This window comes from Rhodococcus sp. 1R11, from assembly GCF_004563845.1.
In the GTDB taxonomy this organism is placed as follows: Bacteria; Actinomycetota; Actinomycetes; order Mycobacteriales; family Mycobacteriaceae; genus Rhodococcoides.
Map to the genome: position 1 here is coordinate 176719 of NZ_SPNG01000006.1, position 21754 is coordinate 198472.

26 protein-coding genes are annotated in these 21754 nt (G+C 64.3%); 12 read left to right on the forward strand and 14 right to left on the reverse strand.

The genetic code is table 11. The annotated features are described in order from the left end of the window. Positions 1-98: 98 nt before the first annotated feature. The 3 genes from E4P29_RS12870 to E4P29_RS12880 form a co-directional block, all read right to left on the reverse strand. Positions 99-593: a hypothetical protein gene (locus E4P29_RS12870; RefSeq protein WP_135045177.1), complete on the reverse strand. Its 495-nt coding sequence runs from the start codon at positions 591-593 to the stop codon at positions 99-101. Between the two features lie 116 nt (positions 594-709). Further along, the gene (locus E4P29_RS12875) at positions 710-1579 is read right to left on the reverse strand and encodes an AraC family transcriptional regulator (RefSeq protein WP_135045179.1); all 870 of its coding nucleotides are present in this window, start codon (positions 1577-1579) and stop codon (positions 710-712) included. A gap of 89 nt (positions 1580-1668) precedes the next feature. Then, entirely contained in the window at positions 1669-2538 is an 870-nt protein-coding gene (locus E4P29_RS12880; protein ID WP_135045181.1) for a helix-turn-helix transcriptional regulator, read from the reverse strand. A gap of 129 nt (positions 2539-2667) precedes the next feature. Between E4P29_RS12880 and E4P29_RS12885 the strand changes: the two genes are divergently transcribed. Continuing rightward, positions 2668-3741, forward strand: a complete 1074-nt coding sequence (locus tag E4P29_RS12885) for an aldo/keto reductase (protein WP_135045183.1) — start codon at positions 2668-2670, stop codon at positions 3739-3741. Positions 3742-3763: 22 nt separating this feature from the next. Here E4P29_RS12885 and E4P29_RS12890 read toward each other — a convergent pair whose 3' ends face one another. Further along, the gene (locus E4P29_RS12890; RefSeq protein WP_167735470.1) at positions 3764-4225 is read right to left on the reverse strand and encodes a GNAT family N-acetyltransferase; all 462 of its coding nucleotides are present in this window, start codon (positions 4223-4225) and stop codon (positions 3764-3766) included. Between the two features lie 110 nt (positions 4226-4335). Here E4P29_RS12890 and E4P29_RS12895 point away from each other — a divergent pair, with 110 nt between their 5' ends. Together E4P29_RS12895 and E4P29_RS12900 are read left to right on the forward strand one after the other, a co-directional pair. Next, positions 4336-5061, forward strand: coding sequence for a haloacid dehalogenase type II (locus E4P29_RS12895; protein WP_135045187.1), 726 nt, complete (start codon positions 4336-4338; stop codon positions 5059-5061). Continuing rightward, positions 5054-5290: a hypothetical protein gene (locus tag E4P29_RS12900; protein ID WP_135045189.1), complete on the forward strand. Its 237-nt coding sequence runs from the start codon at positions 5054-5056 to the stop codon at positions 5288-5290. Before E4P29_RS12895 ends, E4P29_RS12900 begins: the two co-directional genes overlap by 8 nt. Positions 5291-5314: 24 nt before the next feature. On the opposite strand, the gene E4P29_RS12905 is transcribed toward E4P29_RS12900, so the two are convergent. Further along, positions 5315-5764, reverse strand: a complete 450-nt coding sequence (locus tag E4P29_RS12905; RefSeq protein WP_135045191.1) for a MarR family winged helix-turn-helix transcriptional regulator — start codon at positions 5762-5764, stop codon at positions 5315-5317. A 67-nt stretch (positions 5765-5831) separates the two neighbouring features. On the opposite strand from E4P29_RS12905, the gene E4P29_RS12910 reads away from it, so the two are divergent. Further along, positions 5832-6524, forward strand: a complete 693-nt coding sequence (locus E4P29_RS12910) for a hypothetical protein (RefSeq protein ID WP_135045193.1) — start codon at positions 5832-5834, stop codon at positions 6522-6524. 10 nt (positions 6525-6534) lie between these two features. Here the strand turns inward: E4P29_RS12910 and E4P29_RS12915 are convergent, their stop codons facing one another. The 3 genes from E4P29_RS12915 to E4P29_RS12925 all read right to left on the reverse strand — a co-directional run bounded on the left by E4P29_RS12915 (position 6535) and on the right by E4P29_RS12925 (position 8774). Further along, entirely contained in the window at positions 6535-6747 is a 213-nt protein-coding gene (locus E4P29_RS12915; protein WP_135045195.1) for an oxidoreductase, read from the reverse strand. A gap of 16 nt (positions 6748-6763) precedes the next feature. Further along, entirely contained in the window at positions 6764-7834 is a 1071-nt protein-coding gene (mraY, locus tag E4P29_RS12920; protein WP_027494939.1) for a phospho-N-acetylmuramoyl-pentapeptide-transferase, read from the reverse strand. Positions 7835-7949: 115 nt separating this feature from the next. After that, positions 7950-8774 (reverse strand): helix-turn-helix transcriptional regulator, encoded by an 825-nt coding sequence (locus tag E4P29_RS12925; RefSeq protein ID WP_245154292.1) that lies wholly within the window; start codon positions 8772-8774, stop codon positions 7950-7952. Positions 8775-8854: 80 nt separating this feature from the next. Between E4P29_RS12925 and E4P29_RS12930 the strand changes: the two genes are divergently transcribed. Then, positions 8855-9217, forward strand: a complete 363-nt coding sequence (locus tag E4P29_RS12930) for a VOC family protein (protein WP_245154293.1) — start codon at positions 8855-8857, stop codon at positions 9215-9217. After that, positions 9198-9623 (forward strand): VOC family protein, encoded by a 426-nt coding sequence (locus E4P29_RS12935; RefSeq protein WP_135045199.1) that lies wholly within the window; start codon positions 9198-9200, stop codon positions 9621-9623. The genes E4P29_RS12930 and E4P29_RS12935 overlap by 20 nt, the downstream gene beginning before the upstream one ends. 4 nt (positions 9624-9627) lie before the next feature. Here E4P29_RS12935 and E4P29_RS12940 read toward each other — a convergent pair whose 3' ends face one another. The 3 genes from E4P29_RS12940 to E4P29_RS12950 form a co-directional block, all read right to left on the reverse strand. After that, complete coding sequence (locus E4P29_RS12940; protein WP_135045201.1) at positions 9628-10020, reverse strand: VOC family protein; 393 nt, start codon at positions 10018-10020, stop codon at positions 9628-9630. Beyond that, positions 10017-10574: a DUF664 domain-containing protein gene (locus E4P29_RS12945; protein WP_245154294.1), complete on the reverse strand. Its 558-nt coding sequence runs from the start codon at positions 10572-10574 to the stop codon at positions 10017-10019. The genes E4P29_RS12940 and E4P29_RS12945 overlap by 4 nt, the downstream gene beginning before the upstream one ends. An 86-nt stretch (positions 10575-10660) precedes the next feature. Beyond that, positions 10661-11278: a LysE/ArgO family amino acid transporter gene (locus tag E4P29_RS12950; protein WP_135045203.1), complete on the reverse strand. Its 618-nt coding sequence runs from the start codon at positions 11276-11278 to the stop codon at positions 10661-10663. 75 nt (positions 11279-11353) lie between these two features. Between E4P29_RS12950 and E4P29_RS12955 the strand changes: the two genes are divergently transcribed. After that, on the forward strand, positions 11354-12208 hold the full coding sequence (locus E4P29_RS12955; protein ID WP_348539765.1) for a LysR family transcriptional regulator ArgP: 855 nt from the start codon (positions 11354-11356) through the stop codon (positions 12206-12208). A 1-nt stretch (position 12209) separates the two neighbouring features. Here E4P29_RS12955 and E4P29_RS12960 read toward each other — a convergent pair whose 3' ends face one another. After that, complete coding sequence (locus E4P29_RS12960) at positions 12210-12614, reverse strand: hypothetical protein (RefSeq protein ID WP_135045207.1); 405 nt, start codon at positions 12612-12614, stop codon at positions 12210-12212. Between the two features lie 73 nt (positions 12615-12687). After that, positions 12688-14016 (reverse strand): L-lysine 6-transaminase, encoded by a 1329-nt coding sequence (gene lat, locus E4P29_RS12965; RefSeq protein ID WP_135045209.1) that lies wholly within the window; start codon positions 14014-14016, stop codon positions 12688-12690. A 124-nt stretch (positions 14017-14140) separates the two neighbouring features. Between lat and E4P29_RS12970 the strand changes: the two genes are divergently transcribed. Both E4P29_RS12970 and E4P29_RS12975 read left to right on the forward strand, forming a co-directional pair. Further along, positions 14141-15676 carry an aldehyde dehydrogenase family protein gene (locus E4P29_RS12970; RefSeq protein ID WP_135045211.1) on the forward strand — a complete coding sequence of 512 codons (1536 nt, stop codon included), beginning with the start codon at positions 14141-14143 and terminating at the stop codon, positions 15674-15676. Positions 15677-15692: 16 nt separating this feature from the next. After that, positions 15693-16925: a hypothetical protein gene (locus E4P29_RS12975; protein WP_135045213.1), complete on the forward strand. Its 1233-nt coding sequence runs from the start codon at positions 15693-15695 to the stop codon at positions 16923-16925. Positions 16926-16947: 22 nt separating this feature from the next. Here E4P29_RS12975 and E4P29_RS12980 read toward each other — a convergent pair whose 3' ends face one another. Further along, positions 16948-18645, reverse strand: coding sequence for a cutinase family protein (locus E4P29_RS12980; protein ID WP_135045215.1), 1698 nt, complete (start codon positions 18643-18645; stop codon positions 16948-16950). A 118-nt stretch (positions 18646-18763) separates the two neighbouring features. Between E4P29_RS12980 and E4P29_RS12985 the strand changes: the two genes are divergently transcribed. From E4P29_RS12985 to E4P29_RS12995, 3 genes are read left to right on the forward strand one after another with little or no spacing between them, the layout of a single operon-like run. Then, a complete protein-coding gene (locus E4P29_RS12985; protein ID WP_245154295.1) occupies positions 18764-19276 on the forward strand; it encodes a GNAT family N-acetyltransferase in 513 nt (170 codons plus the stop codon). A gap of 26 nt (positions 19277-19302) precedes the next feature. Next, positions 19303-19551 (forward strand): hypothetical protein, encoded by a 249-nt coding sequence (locus tag E4P29_RS12990; RefSeq protein WP_032385296.1) that lies wholly within the window; start codon positions 19303-19305, stop codon positions 19549-19551. After that, entirely contained in the window at positions 19548-21737 is a 2190-nt protein-coding gene (locus E4P29_RS12995; protein WP_135045217.1) for a heavy metal translocating P-type ATPase, read from the forward strand. Before E4P29_RS12990 ends, E4P29_RS12995 begins: the two co-directional genes overlap by 4 nt. Positions 21738-21754 lie beyond the last annotated feature (17 nt).

Consider the following 21754-nt stretch of genomic DNA (forward strand, 5'->3'; position numbering starts at 1 on the left):
AGCCCGCACCCACGCAGTCCACTCGATGTGCCATTGACCCCCGAAAAGGCCACTGAACGTCACATTGAGTACCCGTGATGTCGTGCTCCCCGTTTCGATCAGCGACGCGTGTTGATGTCGAGGACAAGTCGAGGCGTGCGCATCTGACCGACCGTCGACCACCAGCGATTAAATGGATACGCCAGTCGAACTACGAAGTAGTTGACGAATTCGACAACGGCGAACAGCCACACGACGAGTAGTGCGATGCCAGTTCCTGCGCTTGCTGGGAACCATACGACGACACCGATGAGCCCAGCCGCCAACAGTGGGACGTTTGCGACTCGACATACGCGATAGAACGCGCGAATGACCGGTGGCATCGGGTTGAGTTCGACCCAGGATCGCGCCATCAACCAATAAATTCCCGCCTGCACGAGGACGGCGAGCAACGGGGTGAGAGCAGACCACATGGCGAGTGATTCCTCTCGGCCGTCGAGCCACGGTTCTGCCATGGTGAGTGCAATCGCGGCAAACACCGCTGCGGCGAACAGCTCACCCAGGCCGAGCGACAGATACCGTCGCCGCAACTCGTTCCGGCGACCACTGGACATGACGTCAGATTAGTCATGAGCTGGCGCCGACAGCCGGCCCCCAGTCCACTGGATGTGCCATTGACCCCCGAAAAGGCCACCAAATGTCACATTGAGTGACCAGGGCGGGCGGGGAGTCACTGATTGCGGGCAACCGGGATCCAGAGTTCTCCGGCTCCCGATGACCAGTCGGGTGTGTTTTCGGTGACGGTCAGAATTTCCGGGCCGGGGGTGATGTGGAAGGGGTGGGAGGGGAACCATTCGCTGAATGCGTCGGCCCACAGTTGTTGTAGTGCTGGGGCGAGTGCGGTGTCGCTGCGTGTTTCGAAGACCGCCCATGTCGATGCGGGGACGCTGAGGGAGTCAAGGTCGGCCGGTACGGGGGCTGTGGTGGCGACGGCGAAGTAGTAGTCGACGAGACTGCCGTCGGTTCGGTCGGGCTCGAAGCCGTCGCTGACGAAGAGGATGTGGGGGAGTTCGGGCAGGTCGGCGTGTTGGCGAAGTTGTTCGCCGAATCCGGTGGGCAAGGTCTGGTGGAACTGGGTCATGGCGGTGTTCTCGCCGTGGAATGTGAGGGGGATTCGCGTCGATTTGCCGATGATGTGGAATGCGGGCAGTTCGGTGATGCGGTAGTCCATGGTGCTCTTTCCCTCGATGGTCAGGTGAAATGCCAGTGGTGGTCTGGAGCGGAGGGTGGTCCCTGGCTTGCGGGCGTGGGATGGTGTGACTCCGTGCATGTCTCGGAATGCGCGAGTGAATGCGTCGCCGCTGTAGCCGTATTTGGTCGCTACGTCGAGCACCCCGACACCGGCGAGAATGTCTGCTGCTGCCAACGACATTCGTCGTTGTCGGATGTACGCCGACAGTGGGATGCCGGCCAGTGCGGAGAACACGCGTCGAAAGTGATAGTCGGACGTGAGGGTGATGCGAGCGAGCTGTGCCGGGTCGATGTCGTGGTCGAGGTTGTCCTCGATGTAATCGAGTGCTGCATTCCATCGTTCGAGCATGTGCCGGTGGCCTTTCCTTCGTTCTGGTGACAACGATAGGGAGGCGCAGGCACGGCGGGCTCGACTCTTCGGGCCCGGCCGCGTCGGGTTCAGATGGTGCGCAGATGCCGTCCGCGTCGCCGAGCACGGAGGGGACCGAGTTCGGTCAACGCGGCACGCGATTGTGCGTCGGCCGGGCGATAGACGATCAATCGAAGATCCGGGTCGCCGAGTGGAGTGAGGACGTCGAACGTCACGGTCACCGGGCCGACGAGTGGATGCCGCATCGGCTTGTCTCCCCGGCTTCGTATCGACACTTCTCGGGATTGCCAGTATCGCGCGAATTCGGCACTGCCGTGTTGGAGTTCGTCGATCAGCAGGGCAAGGTGAGCGTCATGTGAATGGTCGACCCACGCGGCACGCAGATCGGCGACGGCACCGCGAACAACGTCGTCGCGTGCCTCGTAGAATCCGTCGAATGATTTGTCCAAGAAGCACATTCGTAGAACGTTGCGACTCTCGGCGGGCCGTTCGTCTATGTCGAGCAACAGGGCGGCCATGGTCTCGTTGATGGTCAGGATGTCGAGCCTGTAATCGAGGACCATGGCAGGGAGGGGCTCGACGTCATGTACCAACTGTGCTATTCCCTCGGGAATCTTTCGGTCGGTGGGCCGTTCGGGCGCACGATGCCCTGCCAACGTGAACAGGTAGCCCGTCTGGTCGCCGGACAACTTCAGGGCCCTCGACAGCGACCCCACCACCTGGGCGGACGGTCGGATATCACGGGCCTGCTCGAGCCGCACGAGGTAGTCGACGCTGACACCGGCGAGCGCGGCGACTTCCTCGCGCCTGAGTCCGGGGGTCCGGGAGGCCCCGATCCGTGGCGGCAGACCGACGTCGGACGGAACGAGCGCTTCACGTCGAGACCGCAGGAAGGCCGCCAGTTCTCGGCGGGCCATCTCCGGTGGCGTCGTGGTCATTCCACACAGGGTAGGTCATTTCGGACCACTCAGCCTGGTACCGCGCGTCCCAGGACGATCATGACCTTCCCGCTTCTCGACAAGACCGGCACTGTGGGCCGGACGGATCGAACGAGAGGGAGACACCCGATGACACGGATGGACGACTATCGACTGTTGGGACGCTCGGGACTGCGCGTGGCACCGCTGTCGTTGGGGGCCATGACATTCGGGGACGCGTGGGGGTGGGGAGCCGACCAGCAGGAGTCGAAACGCATCTTCGACGCCTACCTGGACCTCGGAGGCAACATGATCGATACCGCGAACATCTACACGGACGGACAGTCGGAGCGGTATCTGGGGGAATTTCTCGGACGTCGTCGAGACTCGGTTGTCGTATCGACAAAATATGCGGCGACGCGTGATCCGGCGGATCCGAATGCGGGCGGCGGCGGGAGGAAGAGCCTGCGTGGTTCGGTCGAGGCCAGCTTGCGGAATCTGGGCACCGACTACATCGATCTGATGTACCTGCACGCGTGGGACGGTGTGACGCCGAGCGACGAGATCATGGCCGCCCTCGGTGACTTGGTGCAATCGGGAAAGGTTCTGTACCTCGGTATTTCGGACACCCCGGCCTGGGAGGTCGCGCGAATGCAGACCCTTGCGCATGTGCGCGGATGGCCACCGCTGTCCGCACTTCAGGTCGAGTACAGCCTGATCGAGCGCACCACCGAACGGGAGTTGTTACCGATGGCAGCAGATCTGGGTCTCGGTGTGGTTCCATGGTCCCCCCTCGGCGGGGGTGTGTTGACGGGTAAGTACACCGCAGCCGACCTGGAAGGGTCGAGCTCGGATTCACCGGCCGGCAGTCGGCGCGATCACGCCAGGTCGAACCGAACACTGACCGAACGTGGGCTGCGCACAGCCGACGTCGTCGTCGAGGTGGCAGGAGAGCTGGGTGCGACTCCGGCCCAGGTGGCGTTGGCATGGACGCTGCAGCATCCCGCCGTCGTCAGTTCGCTGATCGGTGTGCGAACGGCAGAACAGTTGCGGCACAACATCGGTGCCCTCGATGTCGCCTTCGACGAGACGCACTTGGCTCGACTGCAGTCGGTCAGCGCCATCGACATGGGATTTCCGCACGAATTCCTGGCGCGTCCGATGGTGCGTGGGGTCACGAGCGGGCGGACGTCGGTGCGCCCACGTCCGCCGCGGTCCTGGTGAGCGGTCCCGGTGAGCAGTCGGATCAGGACGACGGTGATCGACGATAGGTCAACGGATCGGCGTCGTGCACGACTGTGAAACCTGCCTTCTCGAGCACTCTTCGCGACGCGGCATTGCCGCGTGCGACTGTCGCAACCGACGCGAGGTTGCACACGGTCTCGCGGGCCTGGCCCAGCATTCGTCCCGCACAGCCGCGTCCCCACTGCTCCGGATGAACCCAATAGCCCATCTCGACATGATCGGATCGCCGGATCAGGCTCAGTAGTCCGACCGGTACCGCGTCTTCGACTCCGATCGACCACATGGGTCGGTCGGGTGCGTCGAGGTCCGTCGTCGCCAGTGCGCGGCTGAATCGACGGTCGAAATAAGTTCTTGTCCAGGGTTTTCCGTCACCCACCCACCGCATGACGGCGGCGTCGGCGGCCATCGAGTACAGGAATTCGGCGTCCGTGGCGGCTGCCGGCCGTAGCCGGGTCGACGTCACAACCGCCGACCATCGATCGGTCGAGGGTCGGCGAACCGCAGTACGATGCTCATGAACAGCAGACGAGAGGCATCCGGATCCGACCGCCACCGAATACCCAAGGGAGCCCGATGAACCTGGCCGACTACGACGTCCTGAGCTTCGATTGCTACGGCACGTTGATCGATTGGGAGTCGGGGATCGGTGACGTGCTCGGCGCATGGGCTGCGGAAGCAGGATCGCCGGTGTCCAAAGACGAATTACTCGCCGCCTATGCCCCCAACGAGGCACAGGCGCAGCGGGATTCACCCTCTATGCTCTATCCCGACATTCTGGCCGATGCATTCGGACGAACAGGCGACTCGCTGGGCATACCGGTCACCGAGGACTGGGCAGGCCGACTCGCCGGCTCCGTTCCGGACTGGCCGGCCTTTCCCGACTCGGCAGACGCGTTGGCATCACTCGCCGAGCGCTACAAGCTGGTGATTCTGTCCAACGTGCACCGCACGGGTTTTGCCGGTAGCAACCGTTGGCTCGGCGTTGAATTCGACGCGATCGTCACAGCCGAGGATGTGCACGCATACAAGCCGGCGGACAACCATTTCGATGCGCTCGACGCTATCCTCGACGACTTCGGTGTGGCCAAGTCACGTCTGCTGCACGTGGCGCAGAGCCTGTTCCACGACCATGTACCGGCGCGGCGGCACGGCCTTGCTTCGGTGTGGATCGATCGCAGACACGATCGGCCCGGGTGGGGCGCAACACCGGAGCCGAACGGCGACTACGGTTTTGCGATGCAGTTCCCCAGCATGGCGGAGTTTGCCGACGCGGCCCGTGGGGCGCACGGCAATGCGTAAAGTCTGCGCCCTGGGTGGGCTGTGTCTCGGATTGATCGGCTCGCTCGGATACCTGCTGTGGGAGAACAGGCCGCGACGAATCAATTACGCGTTCGTCGTGGACAGTTCGAGCTACATCCGCTCGTTGGGAATCACCCACACAACGGCGTTCGTCATCTTCGGCCTGCCCGTCCTCGGCGCTGTTCTCGGCCTCGTGGTCGGCGTTCTGTTGACGAGAAGCCGACCGTGACGCTCTCGGCGTCGAGCGACTTCCCTACCAATGCCAGGCGTCGCCGCCGACGTTCTCGATGGTTCGTTGCAGGACGCGGATGGTGGTCGCGAAGTCGTCCTGACTGATTCCCTGCATGCGTTCGTCCTGCAGCATCCGTTGAATGTCCACGCCGCGGGCAAATCGTTGCTGACCTTCTGGTGTGAACTTCAGGCGTGAATCGGATTCGATGATCAAACCCTTCTCGGTAGCGGAGCCGATTGCCTCGACGATCGCGGCAGGGGTGTCGTTGTGCACGATTGTGTCGATCGTCTCCGCTCGATCGGCACCAGCGGGATGCAGTGAAATCTGATGCAGGAGCCACCATTCGGCCTGGGTGATCCCGATGTCGCGGAGCGCGCCGCGTGTTCGAGCGCGGACGGTCTCTCCGGCGCGGACGGTCCAGAAGCCGATGGGTTGCTTCTCGGGTGGTTGCATGGGGCGCTGTGTAGTCATACATCGAACCGTAGAACCTCAACATTGCTTCAGGTCAAGAGACCGACTGACCGGTAGAGTCTCGCGAGTGGACAGACCATCCGGCAGAGCGCTCGTCGCGGTGCTCGCCGCAGTCGGTGCGTCCGTCGGTGCTGCGTCCTCGGTGGTGTGGCACGTTGCGATCACCGAACCGCCGGACGATCCTGGGACGGCACATCTGCGACCGAGCTGGTTCCCCGTGTCGCTGTATCTCGTTGCCGCCGGGGTGGCTCTGGGTCTGGTGGTGGCGTGGTTTCTCGTCGATTCCGGCATGCGCGTCGTCAGAGACCGTCAGTACAGTTCCGCCCACCTGTTCACGTTGCTGATCGTCGTCGGAGCGGCGCTGGGAGCGGGCAGCGCATTCGCGTGGACCCACTGGCCGCCACATCAATCGGAAAGTGCTCCTGATCCGGCAGCGATGTGGGCACGATCCATCCTTATCCTCGGTGGCACCGCCGAGCCAGCGCAGTCGCCGTTCGGTATCGCAACCGGGGGTCTGTACGGCTACGGGATTCAGGACGACGAGGGTTATGTCTCGGACACGTATGCCTCGGACCTGTCCAGCACCGATACGTCGTACATCTCTCGCAATGAACCGGAGTCGTCGTTCACCCCGATCATCGGCAGTCCGTGGACGGTGTTTCCGGGCGGCGGTGCTGTCCTTGCGGCGGTGGCGGCATGGACGCTGTCGCTGAGGGACTTTCGATTGACTGCGCTGGACTCCGGCGACGGCGCTGTCTGACCGTTCGGGTCTATTCGTCGGTGCGTAGTTCGTCGACCAAGGTGAACAGCCTGCCCAGGTAGTCGCTGTGAAAGACCTCGGTGGCGCGGATCTTTGCGTTTCCGTCGAGTCCGAATTGAAGGTTGACGAGTTCGACTCCGATGGCGACGCGTCGAGCATCGAGGGTCTCGAGTTCGGCGGCGAGAGCATCGACCTTGGCCACCGGAGACAGTTCGTCGGTCATATCGAAATCGTAGAGGTCAGCCGACGGCCGCGAGGAATTCGCTGTAGAACAATCCGAGCCCCAGCGCCGACGCGATGGCCGCGAACAGCCACAGTCGGATGATGACCGTTGTTTCCGCCCAGCCGCCCAACTCGAAGTGATGGTGGATCGGTGCCATTCGGAACGGCCGCTTACCGGTGGATTTGAAGGACGCGACCTGGATGACCACCGAGGCGCTCTCGGCGACGAAGAGGGCTCCGAAGACGACCGCGATCAGCTCGGTCTTGCTGACGACCGACAGGCCGGCGAGCAGACCACCGAGAGCCAACGAGCCGGTGTCACCCATGAAGATCTTGGCCGGTGCCGCGTTCCACCACAGGAATCCGATGCATGCTCCCGCGGCCGCCGCGCACACGACAGCGAGGTCGAGGGGATCACGCACCTGGTAGCACCCGGCCACCGAATTGGTGGCGCACGATTGCCGGTACTGCCAGAACGTCATCACGGTGTAGGCACCGAGGACGAGGGTCATCGAGCCGGCCGCCAACCCGTCGAGCCCGTCGGTGAGGTTGACGGCATTGGACCAGGCAACGACGAGAAACACACAGAACAGCACGAAGACGATCGGAGCCATCGTGAAGAACGTCGACTGACGCACCAGTGACAGTTCGACGTTGCCCGGCGTCAGTCCGTTGCCGTTGCGAAACTGCAGTGCCAGAACCGCGAAGATCACCGCGGCACTGATCTGCCCGACGTACTTTCCGGTGGCTTTGAGGCCGAGGCTTCGCTTCATCCGGAGCTTGATGTAGTCGTCGAGGAAACCGACGATGCCGAGGGCGGTCGCGAGACCGAGGATCAACAGCGCCGACGCTGACGGCCCGTCACCTCCCATCGCGACGAGGTGGGAACCGAGGTAACCGGCCCACAGACCCACGATGATGGCGACGCCGCCCATGGTCGGCGTTCCTCGTTTGGCTTGGTGGCTTGCCGGGCCTTCGACGCGAATCTCCTGGCCGAAGCCCTGTCGGGTGAACAGCGCGATGAGAAATGGCGTCAACAGAATCGAGACCGCCAATGCGATTCCACCGGCGACGAGAATGTTGATCATGCGTTGAAGCCCACTCTTCCTCTGTGCTGCGGTTGCCCACCGGGTGCTACCGAGCACCGCGGGATACTGTGCCAAACGAATCGGCAAAAGTCGCATTGCGTGACGAAGGTGTTACTCACAGTTGATACGTACCGGGGGACACACCGACCAGTTCGGTGAACTCGCGGGTGAAATGCGCCTGGTCGAACCAGCCGTATTGCGCAGCCAGTTCCGCCAGCGACCCGCTGTATCCGTTGTCGAGATCACTGAGGGCGTCGTGAATCCGATATCGGCCCAGAACCCACTTGGGCGTCGCACCGACATAACGCTCGAACAACCGCTGTAGCCGACGAGTCCCGATGCCACATCTGTCCTCCACCTGGCCGACGCGTATCAGCGTCCGATCACCGAGCATCGTGCCGATGACATCCAAGACGATCTCGTACCCCGGCTCGACATCGTGGGCGTAGGGCGCGAGAACCGCGTCGACGACGGTTCGACAGTGGTCGGCGTCGTGCTGTGCGTCCAGTTGCGTCAACGCGGCGACGGTCTCCGGTCGGAACGGGGTGGGCGGAGCCACCGGGACGTCGCGCAGAGTCCGGGCCACGGTGCCGGTGAAGCTCGCGTAGCCGCCGGGTCGGAACTTGACGCCGAACACCCACCCGGATTCGGCGAGTTCGACGTCGAACCGGTGGGTCAGCACGCCGGTCACGACCACCGGCTCGGTGACGCCGGCGCGGGTCCAGCCGTGCTCGACGCTGAGCGTGCACGCCGGGTGGGGCAGGGTCGAGCTGCGATACGAGGTGCCCGACGGCAGATCCCACCGAAGTTGCCAGTAGTTCTCGACCCACGGTTGCAACGACGCCGCACACGGCAGCCGGACCAGGTCGACGTACTGCGCCAGCTGATCCGGTCGCAGGACGCCGGCGTGGGTGGCTGTCGCATTTTTCCTATCCGGCACGGCGGTCAGTGTAGGAGTCTGGTCCGACAACCCGAGAAACGATCGACGCTGTCGAGAGGAACACCATGCACGATGCACCCGTGGCAACACTGAAGATGGTCACGCTGGACTGCGGAGATCCTGAGGCCAGCGCGACGTTCTGGTCTGCGCTGCTCGGCTGGACCGTCGTCCACGCGGAGAAGGATTACGCGATGCTGCAGGGGCCCTCCAGCGCGCTCGGATTCGGTCGCGTGGAGAACTATCAGCGGCCGGAGTGGCCGAACACCCATGGCAGCAAGCAGTTTCACTTCGATCTCGCGGTCGACGATCTGGACGCGGCCGCGACAGCCGCAGTGCAATTGGGTGCAACTGTGCCCGACGAGCAACCGGGCGAGACCTGGCGTGTGCTGCTGGACCCGGCCGGGCATCCGTTCTGCCTGACAAATGCCGCGAACTGGGGCTGACGTGGCTAGCCTCGTCCGGGTGAAACCACGTCTGGCAGGAATCGAAATCGTCGTCGCCGATATGGCCGTTGCGTTGGCGTTCTACCGCGTTCTGGGACTGGACATTCCGGCCGACGCCGACGCCGAGCAACACGTGGAGGTCGACCTCGGTGGGGTTCGGCTGTTGTTCGACCTACCCTCGACGATCACCTCGTTCGACCCGACGTGGACCGAGCCCAGCGGAGGCCACCGCGTTGCGTTGGCGTTCGACTGCGGCACGGCCGCCGGGGTCGATGCGGCGTGGACCGCAGTGACCGACGCGGGGTACACAGGGCACCTGCAGCCGTGGGATGCGTTCTGGGGGCAGCGTTATGCCGTCGTGCACGATCCCGACGGCACCACCGTCGATCTGTACGCGAATCTCTGAGGCCTCAGCTCGCCGGCGCGATGATCTGAATCAGGTTGCCGCAGGTGTCGTCGAAGACGGCGGTGATCACCGGGCCCATTTCGGTCGGCTCCTGGGTGAACCTGACGCCCAGTCCGGCGAGCCGATCATGTTCGGCGGCAACGTCTTCGACCGCGAACTGCGTGAACGGAATGCCGTCGGTGAACAGTGCTGTCTTGAACGGGCCGGTTGCCGGATGGCCGCTGGGCTCGAGCAGTAGCTCGGTGCCCTCCGGCTCCTGAGGAGATACGACGGTGAGCCAGCGATCGGTTCCGCCCATGGGAATGTCGTGCTTGACCATGAAGCCCAGTACGTCGGTGTAGAACGTCAGTGCCTTGTCTTGATCGTCGACGAACACACTGGTGATGTTGATTCTCATTGCGGCCCCTCGCCTGTGGGCCCGCCGGTCAGTTCGACGGCGACGTCGAGGTGGCCGAGATGGCGGGCGTATTCCTGGAGTACATGAAAGCAGATCCAGATCAGGGTGGGCTGTTCTTCGGTGAATCGTCCACCCAGGGTGGCCACATCGTTCATGCGGTGAGATCGCAGCACCTGCTCGGTCAGTCGAGCGCCGTCGTCGAGGCGAGCGAGCAATGCCGCCGCCGACACGTCGTTCGGTACATGCCAGGAGCCGTCCTTCTTGTCTCCCCACGGATCATCGACGGCGCGTCCGAGAAATCCCCAGACGAACCAGCGCTGCTCCATGTGCACCAGATGGATGAGCATCTCGAGGGGAGTCCACTCCGACGGCACAGCCGATGTGGCCAGCGTGTCGTCGCTCAACGCGGTGATCCGCCGGGCGAGCTCGCCTCGATAGAAGCGCAGGTACTCGACGAACAGGTCGGCGGGGTCGGACAAGGAAGAATCGGGCTCCGGGAACGTCGTCAGCTGTGCCATGGGTCCTTCGTATCGGGTGGTGGTCTGAGTGTCCATTCTGTGGATCCGAAATCGGGATACGGGCCGTGATCGAGAATTGTGGACACTCAGCTCACCGCTAGCGCTCCGTCGGCGCGGCAGACTCAGCCGAACAACAGCAGCGCGGCCAGGGTGAGCATCATGATTCCGATACCGACGTCGAGGACCCGCCACGCCATCGGCCGCGCGAACAAGGGGCTGAGCACCCGCGATCCGTACCCGAGAGCGGTGAACCAGAGCACGCTGCCGAGCACTGCACCGAGGGCGAACCACCACCGCAGCTCGCCCGGTTGCCGGTTACCGATGGACCCGAGAAACACGACGGTATCGAGATAGACGTGGGGGTTGAGCCACGTCAACGCGAGACACGTTGCGACAGCGGCGATCAGCGAGCCCCCGCCGCCGACGTCGGTGGTCATCGCCGCTGGGGTGCGGGCGCGGTTCAGCGCCATCAACCCGTAGACGAAGAGGAACAGCGCTCCGAGCACAGTGACGACGCGTAGCGCGAGCGGAAACCGGTCCACGAGCACGCCGATGCCGGCAACCCCGGCGACGATGAGCACGGCGTCGGACAGCGCGCACACCGCAACCACCGGGAACACATGCGTGCGTAGCAGGCCCTTGCGCAGAACGAACGCGTTCTGCGCGCCGATGGCGACGATGAGGGACAGGCCGACTCCCAGTCCGGTCAAAGTCGACTGTGCTGCGGCAAGCGAGGTCATGCTGTTCACGCTAGGAGTCGGCCAGCATTAGAGCCAGCGAATGTTTTTCACCAACGGTAAGTGTAGCTTCATATTGTGGAGATCGAGCAGCTCAGAGCGCTGAAAGCAGTCGTCGATGGTGGAACATTCGAGGCTGCCGCACGTGCATTGCATGTGACCCCCTCTGCAGTGAGTCAGAGAATCAAGTCGCTCGAAGCGTCGTTGGGGCGCACTCTCGTGCAGCGGACGAAACCGGTGGTGGCCACCCAATCGGGTGCGGCGGTCCTGCGCCTGGCTCGTCAGATCGATACGCTCACGGATCAGACGAGGGCCGAGCTCAACGACGACGGCGTCTCGGCACCCATTTCGATTGCCGTCAATGCCGATTCGATGGCGACGTGGGTGCTGCCTGCGCTCGCACCACTCGCCGGTACGACGACCTTCGATCTGCACCGCCAGGACCAGGACCGCACGGCCCAGCTGTTGCACGACGGAATCGTCTCTGCCGCAATCACATCGGTGTCCGAACCGGTCCGTGGATGTACCGTCCGACCCCTCGGTGCCATGCGCTACCGGCCGTCGGCCACCGAAAGGTTCATCGAACGATGGTTCGGCTCCGGTGCGACGACCGAGGCATTGAGCACCGCGCCGGTGGTGGTGTTCGACGCCGACGACCGATTGCAGGACAACTACTTACGGCACCGAGGCGTCGATTCGCATACTCCGCCCCGGCACCTCGTTCCGGCGTCCTCGGACTACGCACGGGCGGTGGAACTCGGCTTCGGCTGGGGAATGATCCCTGACCTCCAGAACTGTGACTCGCTGACGTGCTTCGACGCCGACGGCATCGAAGACGTTCAGCTATACTGGCAGCAGTGGTCGCTGTCCTCGCCTGCACTGCAGCGAGCGGCCGACGCCGTGGCCGTCGCCGCAGCGACCGTACTGCTGTAGGTCACGCCGGACTGTCGTTCGGGACGATCTCGGGCTGCCCTTCGCCGACGGGATCGAGAATCGCCGCCGCGCGTGCACCCCACCGCTCGTGCGCCGATTGACGAGACATGCCGACCGCCTGGCCGATGATCGCCCACGTCGCACCTTGAACGCGCAGCACCACAACGGTTTCGATGCCGTCGAGCCCCGCCGCCAGTTGCACACGAAGACTCAACAGATGCCACGCGAGGCTCCGTCGTGCAGGCAGGTCGGTCGACTGCTCTGCCTCCCATTCCGGTGTGCCCGGCAGTGGGCCGGTCCCGATGATCTCGTCGGCAATGCGACCGGCCTCGGCGGCTGCGGCCGTCACGACCGCCCGTGTTGCCGCAGAGATATCGGCCTCGGCGGCCAGCTCGATCGGATCCATGATCCACCTCCAATGTCAGGTAGATCCTGACAGAAGGCTGCGGCTGTTGTCAAGGATTGCCTGACGCGATGGGTCAGAGCCGACTCAGTACCCGATCGATCGACTCGATTGCCTGTGTCAGTTCGGCTTCGGTGACCGTCAGTGCCGGCCGAAATCGCACTGCCGCGTCGCCGCAGCCCAACGCGAGTACGTGCTCCTCGGTGCGCAACAGTTCGATCACTCGGTCGCGGGTCGTAGCGTCGGGCAGGGAGAAGGCGCACATGAGTCCGCGTCCACGAACTTCGGAGACCATCGCATGTCGAGTCGCCAACTCCTGCAACTGCTTCAGCAGCACTGTTCCGAGTCGGCCGGCGCGTTCGATGAGGTTCTCGGCTTCGACGACCTCCAATATTCGACGCGATCGCACCATGTCGGTGAGGCTGCCACCCCACGTCGAGTTGATTCTGGAGCTGACCGCGAAGACGTGGTCGTCGATGTCGTCGACGCGACCGCCCGCCATCACGCCGCAGACCTGGACCTTCTTACCGAAGGCGACCACATCCGGGACGACGTCGAGCTGCTGGAAAGCCCATGCGGTACCGGTCATTCCGGCTCCGGTCTGCACCTCGTCCATGACGAACAGTGCATCGAACTCGTGGCAGAGTGCGCGCAGCTTCTGCAGGAAGCGGGGCCGGAAGTGGTGATCCCCGCCCTCGCCCTGGATGGGTTCGATGATGGCGCAGGCGATGTCGTGCGGATTGGCTTCGAAGGCCAGCCGCGCGGCCGTCAACGACGCGTCTTCGAGCTCGTCCATGTTCGCATCGGATCTGATGAACGGGGACGGAATTCGGGGCCAGTCGAATTTCGGGAAGCGCGCGACCTTGTTCGGGTCGGTGTTGGTGAGGGACATCGTGTAGCCGGTGCGCCCGTGGAACGCATGCTCGAAGTGCATCACCTGCGAGCCGAGGGATGGATCGATTCCCTTGCGCTCGTTCCACCGGGACTTCCAGTCGAATGCCACCTTCAATGCGTTCTCCACCGCCAACGCACCGCCCTCGACGAAGAACAGGTGCGGTAGCCGAGCATCGCCCAACACCCGGGCGAAGGTGTCGACGAAACGTGCCATCGGCACGGTGTAGATGTCGGAGTTGCTGGGTTTGTTCATGGCTGCCTGGATCAGATCGGCCCGAAATTCGGGGCCGCCGATCAAGGCGGGGTGGTTCATGCCCAGGGCATTGGACGCGAAGAAGGTGAACAGATCCAGGTAGCGGGTGCCGTCTCGGGCATCGACCAGGGTGGACCCGGTGGAGGCGTCGAGGTCCAGGACCAGCTCGAAACCGTCGGCCAGTAGGTGTTCGCCGATCACGCCGCGGGCGGTCGAGGCGTCGATGGGCACTCCGGTGCGCTGTAATACTTGCGTCATGATGACGAACATACGCGTTAATATTCCGTAAGCAAGGCCATTAGACAGGAAATAATGCGGTTGTAACCCCCGTCGGTAGGCTTATGTCCGACGGTTCGATTCTCTCCACGGAAGGTGTACGCGCATGTCTGCATCCATCACCCACGACGAGCTGAGTGTGCGTACGCGCGCCATTCTCGAACGGCTGGGTGCGACGATCGCGCTCGACGTGCCTGCCGGTCCCGACGCGATCATCGCGAGATCGCCGATCACCGGCGGAAACTTGGCCTCACTGACGTCGGCCTCTGCCGCCGACGTCGAGGGCGTGATCGCGGACGCGGCAGCGGCGTTCGTCTCGTGGTCGCAGGTGCCGGCACCGGCGCGCGGTCAGGTGATCCGGGAACTCGGGGAACTGCTGCGTACACACAAGGAAGACCTCGGCGCGTTGGTCTCCATCGAGGCCGGAAAGATCGTCTCCGAGGGGCTCGGGGAAGTGCAGGAGATGATCGATATCTGCGACTTCGCCGTCGGCCTCTCACGACAGCTGTACGGCAACACCATTGCCACCGAACGGCCCGGGCATCGCATGATGGAGCAGTGGCATCCGCTCGGTGTCGTCGGCGTCATCACGGCGTTCAATTTCCCTGTTGCGGTGTGGAGTTGGAACACGGCGTTGGCGTTGGTGGCCGGAGACACCGTCATCTGGAAGCCGTCGGAGAAGACCCCGCTGACTGCCGTGGGTGTGCAGGCTCTGTTCGAGCGCGCTGCTGCCGCTGCAGGTGTCGATCCCAAGATCGCTCAGTTGGTGATCGGAGACCGAGCGTCCGGTGAAGCGCTGGTGGATGATTCGCGTGTTGCTCTGGTGTCGGCAACCGGTTCGACCAGGATGGGCAAGGCTGTCGCGCCGCGGGTTGCGCAGCGATTCGGGCGCGTGCTGCTCGAACTCGGCGGCAACAACGCGGCGATCGTGACGCCGTCGGCAGACCTCGATCTCACGACGCGCGGGCTGGTGTTCTCGGCTGCGGGTACGGCCGGTCAGCGATGCACCTCGCTCCGACGCGTCATCGCGCATTCCTCGGTTGCGGACGAACTGGTGGCCAAGTTGGTCTCGGCGTACGAGACGCTGTCCATCGGATCTCCCTTGGAGAGCGACACTTTGGTGGGACCGCTCATCGACGCGGGCGCGTTCGCCGGCTATCAGAAGGCGCTCGAGGCCGCCAAGTCCGACGGCGGAACGGTGGTGGTCGGCGGTGAGCGCGTGAATGTCGTCGACGAGTATTCGTACTACGTCCAGCCCGCGATCGTGACGATGCCCGCCCAGACCGACATCGTCAAGCACGAGACGTTCGCGCCCATCCTGTACGTGCTCACCTACGACATCCTCGACGAGGCCATCGCCCTGCACAACGATGTGCCGCAGGGACTTTCGTCATCGATCTTCACTACCGACCTGCGTGAAGCGGAACGCTTTCTGTCGGCTGCGGGATCGGACTGCGGCATCGCGAACGTCAACATCGGTCCCTCCGGTGCCGAGATCGGCGGTGCTTTCGGCGGCGAGAAGGAAACCGGTGGCGGACGCGAATCAGGTTCGGACGCATGGAAGGCCTACATGCGCCGGGCGACGAACACGGTCAACTATTCCAACGAACTGCCCCTGGCGCAGGGAGTGAAATTCGGCTGACGGCATGATCGGCAGTATGAAAGTACTGTCGATGCTCTTGGCCGGTTTCGTTCTCGGCTATGCCATCAGTGACATCGGCCCCGTCGAGTCGCTGCTGAACGGCACTGCGGAATTCGGGTCGTTCTGGTCGATTGTCAACGGGCTCACAGTAGTTGCCGTCGCTGCCTGTGGGACGGCGGTCGCCGCGGCCCGGGCCAGTGCACCAACTGCGACCATTGTGGCGATGGCAGCGCTGCTCGTCGTGGTGTTCCAGACCGTCGGAATGGTGCCCGGGATGCTCGGGCACTGGGCCGCTGCAGTGGGCGCCGGTGTGCTGATGGGTGCGGCTGCCGTCCTGTCGGGACACCACCGTGGTGCACAGGCCGCCCTGGGTGTCTCGGTTGTGGGCACCGGGCTGCTGGGTTACTGGCTCGATGCGCTGTTGCAGGCGAACGACGGTCCCGTCTTCGTCTGGGATGTGGTCGGTGCCGAGGACGAGGTGGCTCCCGAGCGAGCGATCGTCATGGTGATCGCTGCAGTGGCCGCGGCAGTCACGTTGTTCCTGGCACGCCGCCACGAGGTGGATCAGCCACCCGAGACCCCGCGAATTCTGCTCGTCGGACTGTCGCTGCCCGTTGTGGCAAGCGTCCTGAGCTGGATTGCGGCAGATGCCGATACGCGGAGTGTCGAGTGGCTCGGCGCACTCGTCGGTATGACGGCTGCCGCGCTGCTGGCGTCGTTCCTGGTTCCGGGGCGGGACGGGCGTCTGCTGCTGGTGCTGTTCGCAGTGTCGGCGACGGCTCTTGGCACCTCCGGCCTCGCCGCGGGAGATGCCGTTCGGTTGTGCGCTAGCGCAGCGTTGTTGATCGTGGGAGCTGGGATCGGTTACCGGTGGCCGCAGCTGTACGTCGGGCTGGGCGGCCTGTTCATCGTCGCTGCTACGAGTCTGATGGAGAACTACGTCGACATTCCGACCGTCTCGCAGTTCGCTCTGCCGCTCGTTGCGGCCTATGTTCTGGTCTCCGCGCTGGAGACATCGCCCGGATCTCTGGCGATCTCATTGCCGGCGCTGTTCGTCATGGCCCTGCCCGTGACCGTGGTGTCCGCCGGCTACACACCATCGTTGTCCATGGATGAATCGGTCATCTCACGCACAAGCGAGCCCGACCACCTGGTGCTGTCGGTGGCCGGGCTCGCTGTTCTTGCTGTGTTGACGGGTGCCGCTGTTCTGCTGGCGCGTCGCTCACCCGTCGTGCGTGGAAACTCGTAGCGGGCTACGAGGTTCCACACACCTACGGGGTGGGTGCGACAGTCGTCGTCGGAGCTGCGGCCTCGGGGGTGGCCGGGGTGTCCGTGGCGGGCGCGGTGACGCATACCGGCGGTGCGCCCTCGACGGGTGTTTCACCCTCGACCGGAGTCGTGCAGGCCTGTTCTACAGGCTCGGCAGCGGGAGCCGGTGCCGGTGCGGGTGCCGGCACCTCGGCTGCGGGGGCGGGAGCAGGCGCAGCGGGGGCAGCCGGGGCAGCGGGGCTGGTGGTGACCGGTGCCGTTGTCGTTGCTGTCGGAGTTGCCGTGGCCGAGGTGGTGGTCTCGGGTGTGGCGGCGATGGCCTGGATTGCTGCGCGGCCTGCCTTCTCCTGTACTTCCTTGGTCTTCACCGGCTCGCCCCGGTTGGCCTGCTCGGCCAGCTGGGTCAGCCAGGCCGCGGCGTACTGGACCGAGGTCAGTGGCTTGCCGTTGGCGGCGTCGGAGTCTCGCCAGTAGTCGAAGTGGTGTCCCGAGCCGGGACCGAGGGTCAGGCCGTAGGGATCGTTCATGATGACCGGGATCGTGTTCTGGTTGGACGAGATGAACCCGGTGATCTCCTTGAAGATCTTCTGCGGCAGGTACACCATGTCGACCATCTGGCCGGTCTCGATCGGCTCTTCACCGTCGACCTTGGCCGAGACGGGGGTCGTTGCGGTGCCGGGCTTGTAGTTGGGCTCGGACACCTTGATCAGCACGTCGAGGAAGGTCTCGTCGCTCTGCATCCAATTGGGCTGCGAGGCAATGTCGTTGAAGGCGTTGACTGCAATGCGTCCCAGTGCCAGAGCCAGGTCGGCTCCGGTGGCGGGGGTGAGGTTCTCGTTCTGCAGCGCATCGGCGTTGACCTGTCGACCGACGTTGGCGGCCAGGTGAATCAGCGACGTGTTGGCGGGCAGTGCGCAGGTCAGGTCACCGTCGGAGCAGAAGGACGCGACGCGTCCGTCGAGTGCGCCGAAGCCGCCCGACGTTCCCGGCAATGCACCCTGTCCGGGGATGGCGTTGTTGCCGTTCTGGTACTTGGTGTCGAAACCGTCCGGGTTACTGAACGGGTTCTCGGCACCGGGGAACGGTCCCTCTCCTGCGACGCGTCCCGCGTCGGCGAAGATGACGACGCCGACGACCTGCGAGGGGTCGATGATGCCGTACTTGCCGTCCTCGGGAACGGCCTGATTGCCGATTTCCATGGCGGTGCGGCGAGCAACGTCTGCGCCTTCGCTGTAGCCGACGATGGCGAAGCGAGTCTTGGGGCAGGACGCGGAGATTTCCTTCATGATGGTCTGCGAGTTGGTGACGCCCGTCTGCACGGCGTCCTCGTAGCTCGCGAGGTTCGCCGGGTATTCGACGTAGACCGCAGCGTAGGAGTCGGGAACCACGTTGCCGTTGTTGGGAGCTCGCACGGCCTGGTCGATCCAGTCGCTCGAGTAGTCACCGGACATCGCCGCGGGAAGGCGGGTGCCGTCGGGCTTGGTCAGCCACTTGACGCCCTCGCGTGGGGTGTCACCGCGTCCGCCGATGGCGATGCTCACCATGTCGTAGCAGGTCGATGTCGACACCAGCTCGACGGAGGCCTCGACACTTGTTTCCGACGCAGACCAGGGTGCTGCTACCAGCACTCCGGCACCGAGTGCGCCGATCGCAAACGCGCTGAGCGCGATGCGCACACGCTTCGACTTGCCACCATTCATGTTTCGATCCCCATCATCCACGCCCGAACCGATCCCGACTGCAATTGCCAGTGGGTTACCCGGCATTTCGTCGCTCGGATGGTTCGCGTTACAAAACGCTTCGTTTACCGTCGTGGACATGACTTTTCACGCCCGAATGACACCGATGGAATTAACTCTGACCGATGGGTCGACCTGCGTCGTGCGTGAGGCGGTGGCGTCGGACCTGGAGTCGATCGTGGCGCTGTTGGTGGACGACCAGTTGGGCGCGACGCGCGAATCCGTCGACGACATGGCCGGATATCGCACCGCCTTCGAGGACATTTCCTCTGATCCACGGAACGTGGTGGTCGTCGTCGTGCACGGTGACGAGATGGTGGGGACTCTGCAGTCGACCGTCATTCCGGGACTGGCGCGAGGTGGCGCGTTGCGAGCTCAGATCGAAGCCGTACGGGTGGCCGCTACCTGGCGCAGCCGCGGGCTCGGTGGCGCGTTGATCGAGTGGGCGATCGAGGAGGCCACGCGGCGAGGGTGCGCTCTGGTGCAGCTGACGTCCGACTCGCGTCGAGTGGATGCCCACCGGTTCTGCACCCGTCTGGGCTTCACTGCCTCACACGTCGGCTTCAAGAAGGCGATCGGCACTACCCACTAGATACCCTGGGGGGGTAGGGTAGGGATGTGAACTCCACACGACAGGAACTCGGCACCCCGACCAAGCTCGTCGGATTCGTCGTCGGCATAGCCCTTGTCTTCTTTCTCGCCCTGTTCGTCGGCCATGCGATCGGACCCGACGCGTCGCCCAGCGAACCGACGCATTCCGACCACGAGTCGCACGACGGAACATCTGCGCTCTATCCGGACTTCCAGCATCAGGGCGTCGTCCGCACGGCCACATTCGTCATCGAGGCAGAAGGGAATCGGGGATGAGTACGGAAACAGAACTGATTCTGGGCGGCATGACCTGTGCGTCGTGCGCCAACCGCATCGAGCGCAAGCTCAACAAGCTCGACGGGGTATCGGCGACGGTCAACTACGCCACCGAGAAGGCGCGCGTCACCAGCGACGGCGTCGCCACCGAGGATCTGATCGCCGCTGTCGAAGCCGCCGGTTACACCGCGAGCCTTCCGGTGGCCGAGCCGGTCGACGCCGACACACCGGTCGATCCGTTGAAGCAGCGTCTGATCGTTTCGGCGGTGCTCAGCGTGCCCGTCATCGCGATGGCCATGATTCCAGCTCTCCAGTTCACCAACTGGCAGTGGCTGTCGTTGACTCTCGCCGCGCCGGTCGTCGTCTGGGGAGCGCTGCCGTTCCACCGCGCCGCGTGGACCAACCTGAAGCACGGGACGTCGACGATGGACACCCTCGTGAGCATGGGAACCCTTGCTGCACTGGGCTGGTCGCTGTATGCGCTGTTCTTCGGTACAGCCGGCGAGCCCGGTATGACGCATCCGTTCGAGTTCACTATCGCGCGGATGGACGGGGCGAGCAATATCTATCTCGAGGCGGCTGCGGGTGTCACCACCTTCATCCTGGCCGGCCGGTGGTTCGAGAGCAGGTCCAAGAGGCAGGCCGGTGCGGCGTTGCGCGCACTGATGGACCTCGGTGCCAAGACCGTCGCTGTGCTGAAAGACGATGAGGAACAGCAGATTCCGATCGATCAGCTCGCCGTCGGCGATCTGTTCGTCGTTCGTCCGGGTGAGAAGATCGCCACGGACGGAACCGTAGAGAGTGGATCCTCGGCCGTCGATCGGTCGATGCTGACGGGCGAGTCGGTGCCGGTAGAGGTCGGGGCCGGCGACGCGGTGACCGGAGCCACGGTGAACGTCGGTGGTCGAATCACCGTGCGCGCCAGCAGAGTCGGTGCATACACCCAGCTCGCGCAGATGGCGAAGGCGGTGGAAGATGCGCAGACCGGCAAGGCTCAGGCCCAGCGTCTGGCCGATCGCATCTCGGGAATCTTCGTGCCGATCGTCATCGCCATCTCGGTGGCAACGCTCGGATTCTGGCTCGGCACCGGCAATTCGGTGGCCGCTGCCTTCACGGCGGCGGTAGCCGTCCTGATCATCGCGTGCCCCTGCGCACTCGGGCTGGCCACCCCCACAGCACTGATGGTCGGAACCGGGCGGGCGGCGCAGCTGGGGATTCTGATCAAGGGCCCCGAGATGCTCGAATCGACCCGCCGCATCGATACCGTGGTGCTGGACAAGACCGGCACCGTGACCACCGGTGAGATGACACTGCATTCGGTGCACGTGGCGGACGGCGAGGACGAGAACACCGTCCGCAAGGTGGCGGCTGCCCTCGAATCGAGCTCGGAGCACCCCATCGCGCGCGCTATCGCAGGCGGGGCACTGTCCCAGTCGGTCGAGGAGTTCGCCAGCCTCGAGGGCCTCGGTGTCCAGGGCATCGTCGAGGGTCGCGCCGCGGTGATCGGCCGTCGCAGCCTGCTGGCCGACTGGTCGATGCCTCTGCAACCGGAACTGACCGACGCCTTCGACGACGCCGAACGCCAGGGACGCACCGCCGTCGCGATCGGGTGGGACGGGAAAGCCCGCGGGGTTCTGGTGGTCTCCGATTCGGTCAAGCCGACGTCGAAGCAGGCCGTCGCAGAACTGCGGGAGCTGGGCCTGACGCCGGTCATGCTCACCGGCGACAACGAGGCCGCCGCCCGAACGATCGCCGCGGAGGTAGGCATCGATCAGGTCGTTGCCGGTGTGCTGCCGTCGGGCAAGGTCGATGCCGTTCGTGAACTGCAGGCCGCAGGCAAGGTCGTGGCGATGGTCGGCGACGGCATCAACGACGCGGCAGCGCTGGCCACCGCAGACCTGGGCCTCGCGATGGGGACCGGCACCGATGTGGCGATCGAGGCGAGCGACCTGACGTTGGTACGCGGCGACCTACGGGCCGTCGGCGATGCGATCCGGCTCTCGCGTCGCACGCTGAGCACCATCAAGGGCAACCTGTTCTGGGCGTTCGCCTACAACGTCGCAGCGATCCCCCTCGCGGCCGCGGGCCTGCTCAACCCGATGCTCGCCGGGGCTGCAATGGCGCTGTCCTCGGTGTTCGTGGTGAGCAACAGCCTGCGGTTGCGCCGCTTCCGCGCCGCGATGTGACTCGTTGGTAGCAGCGA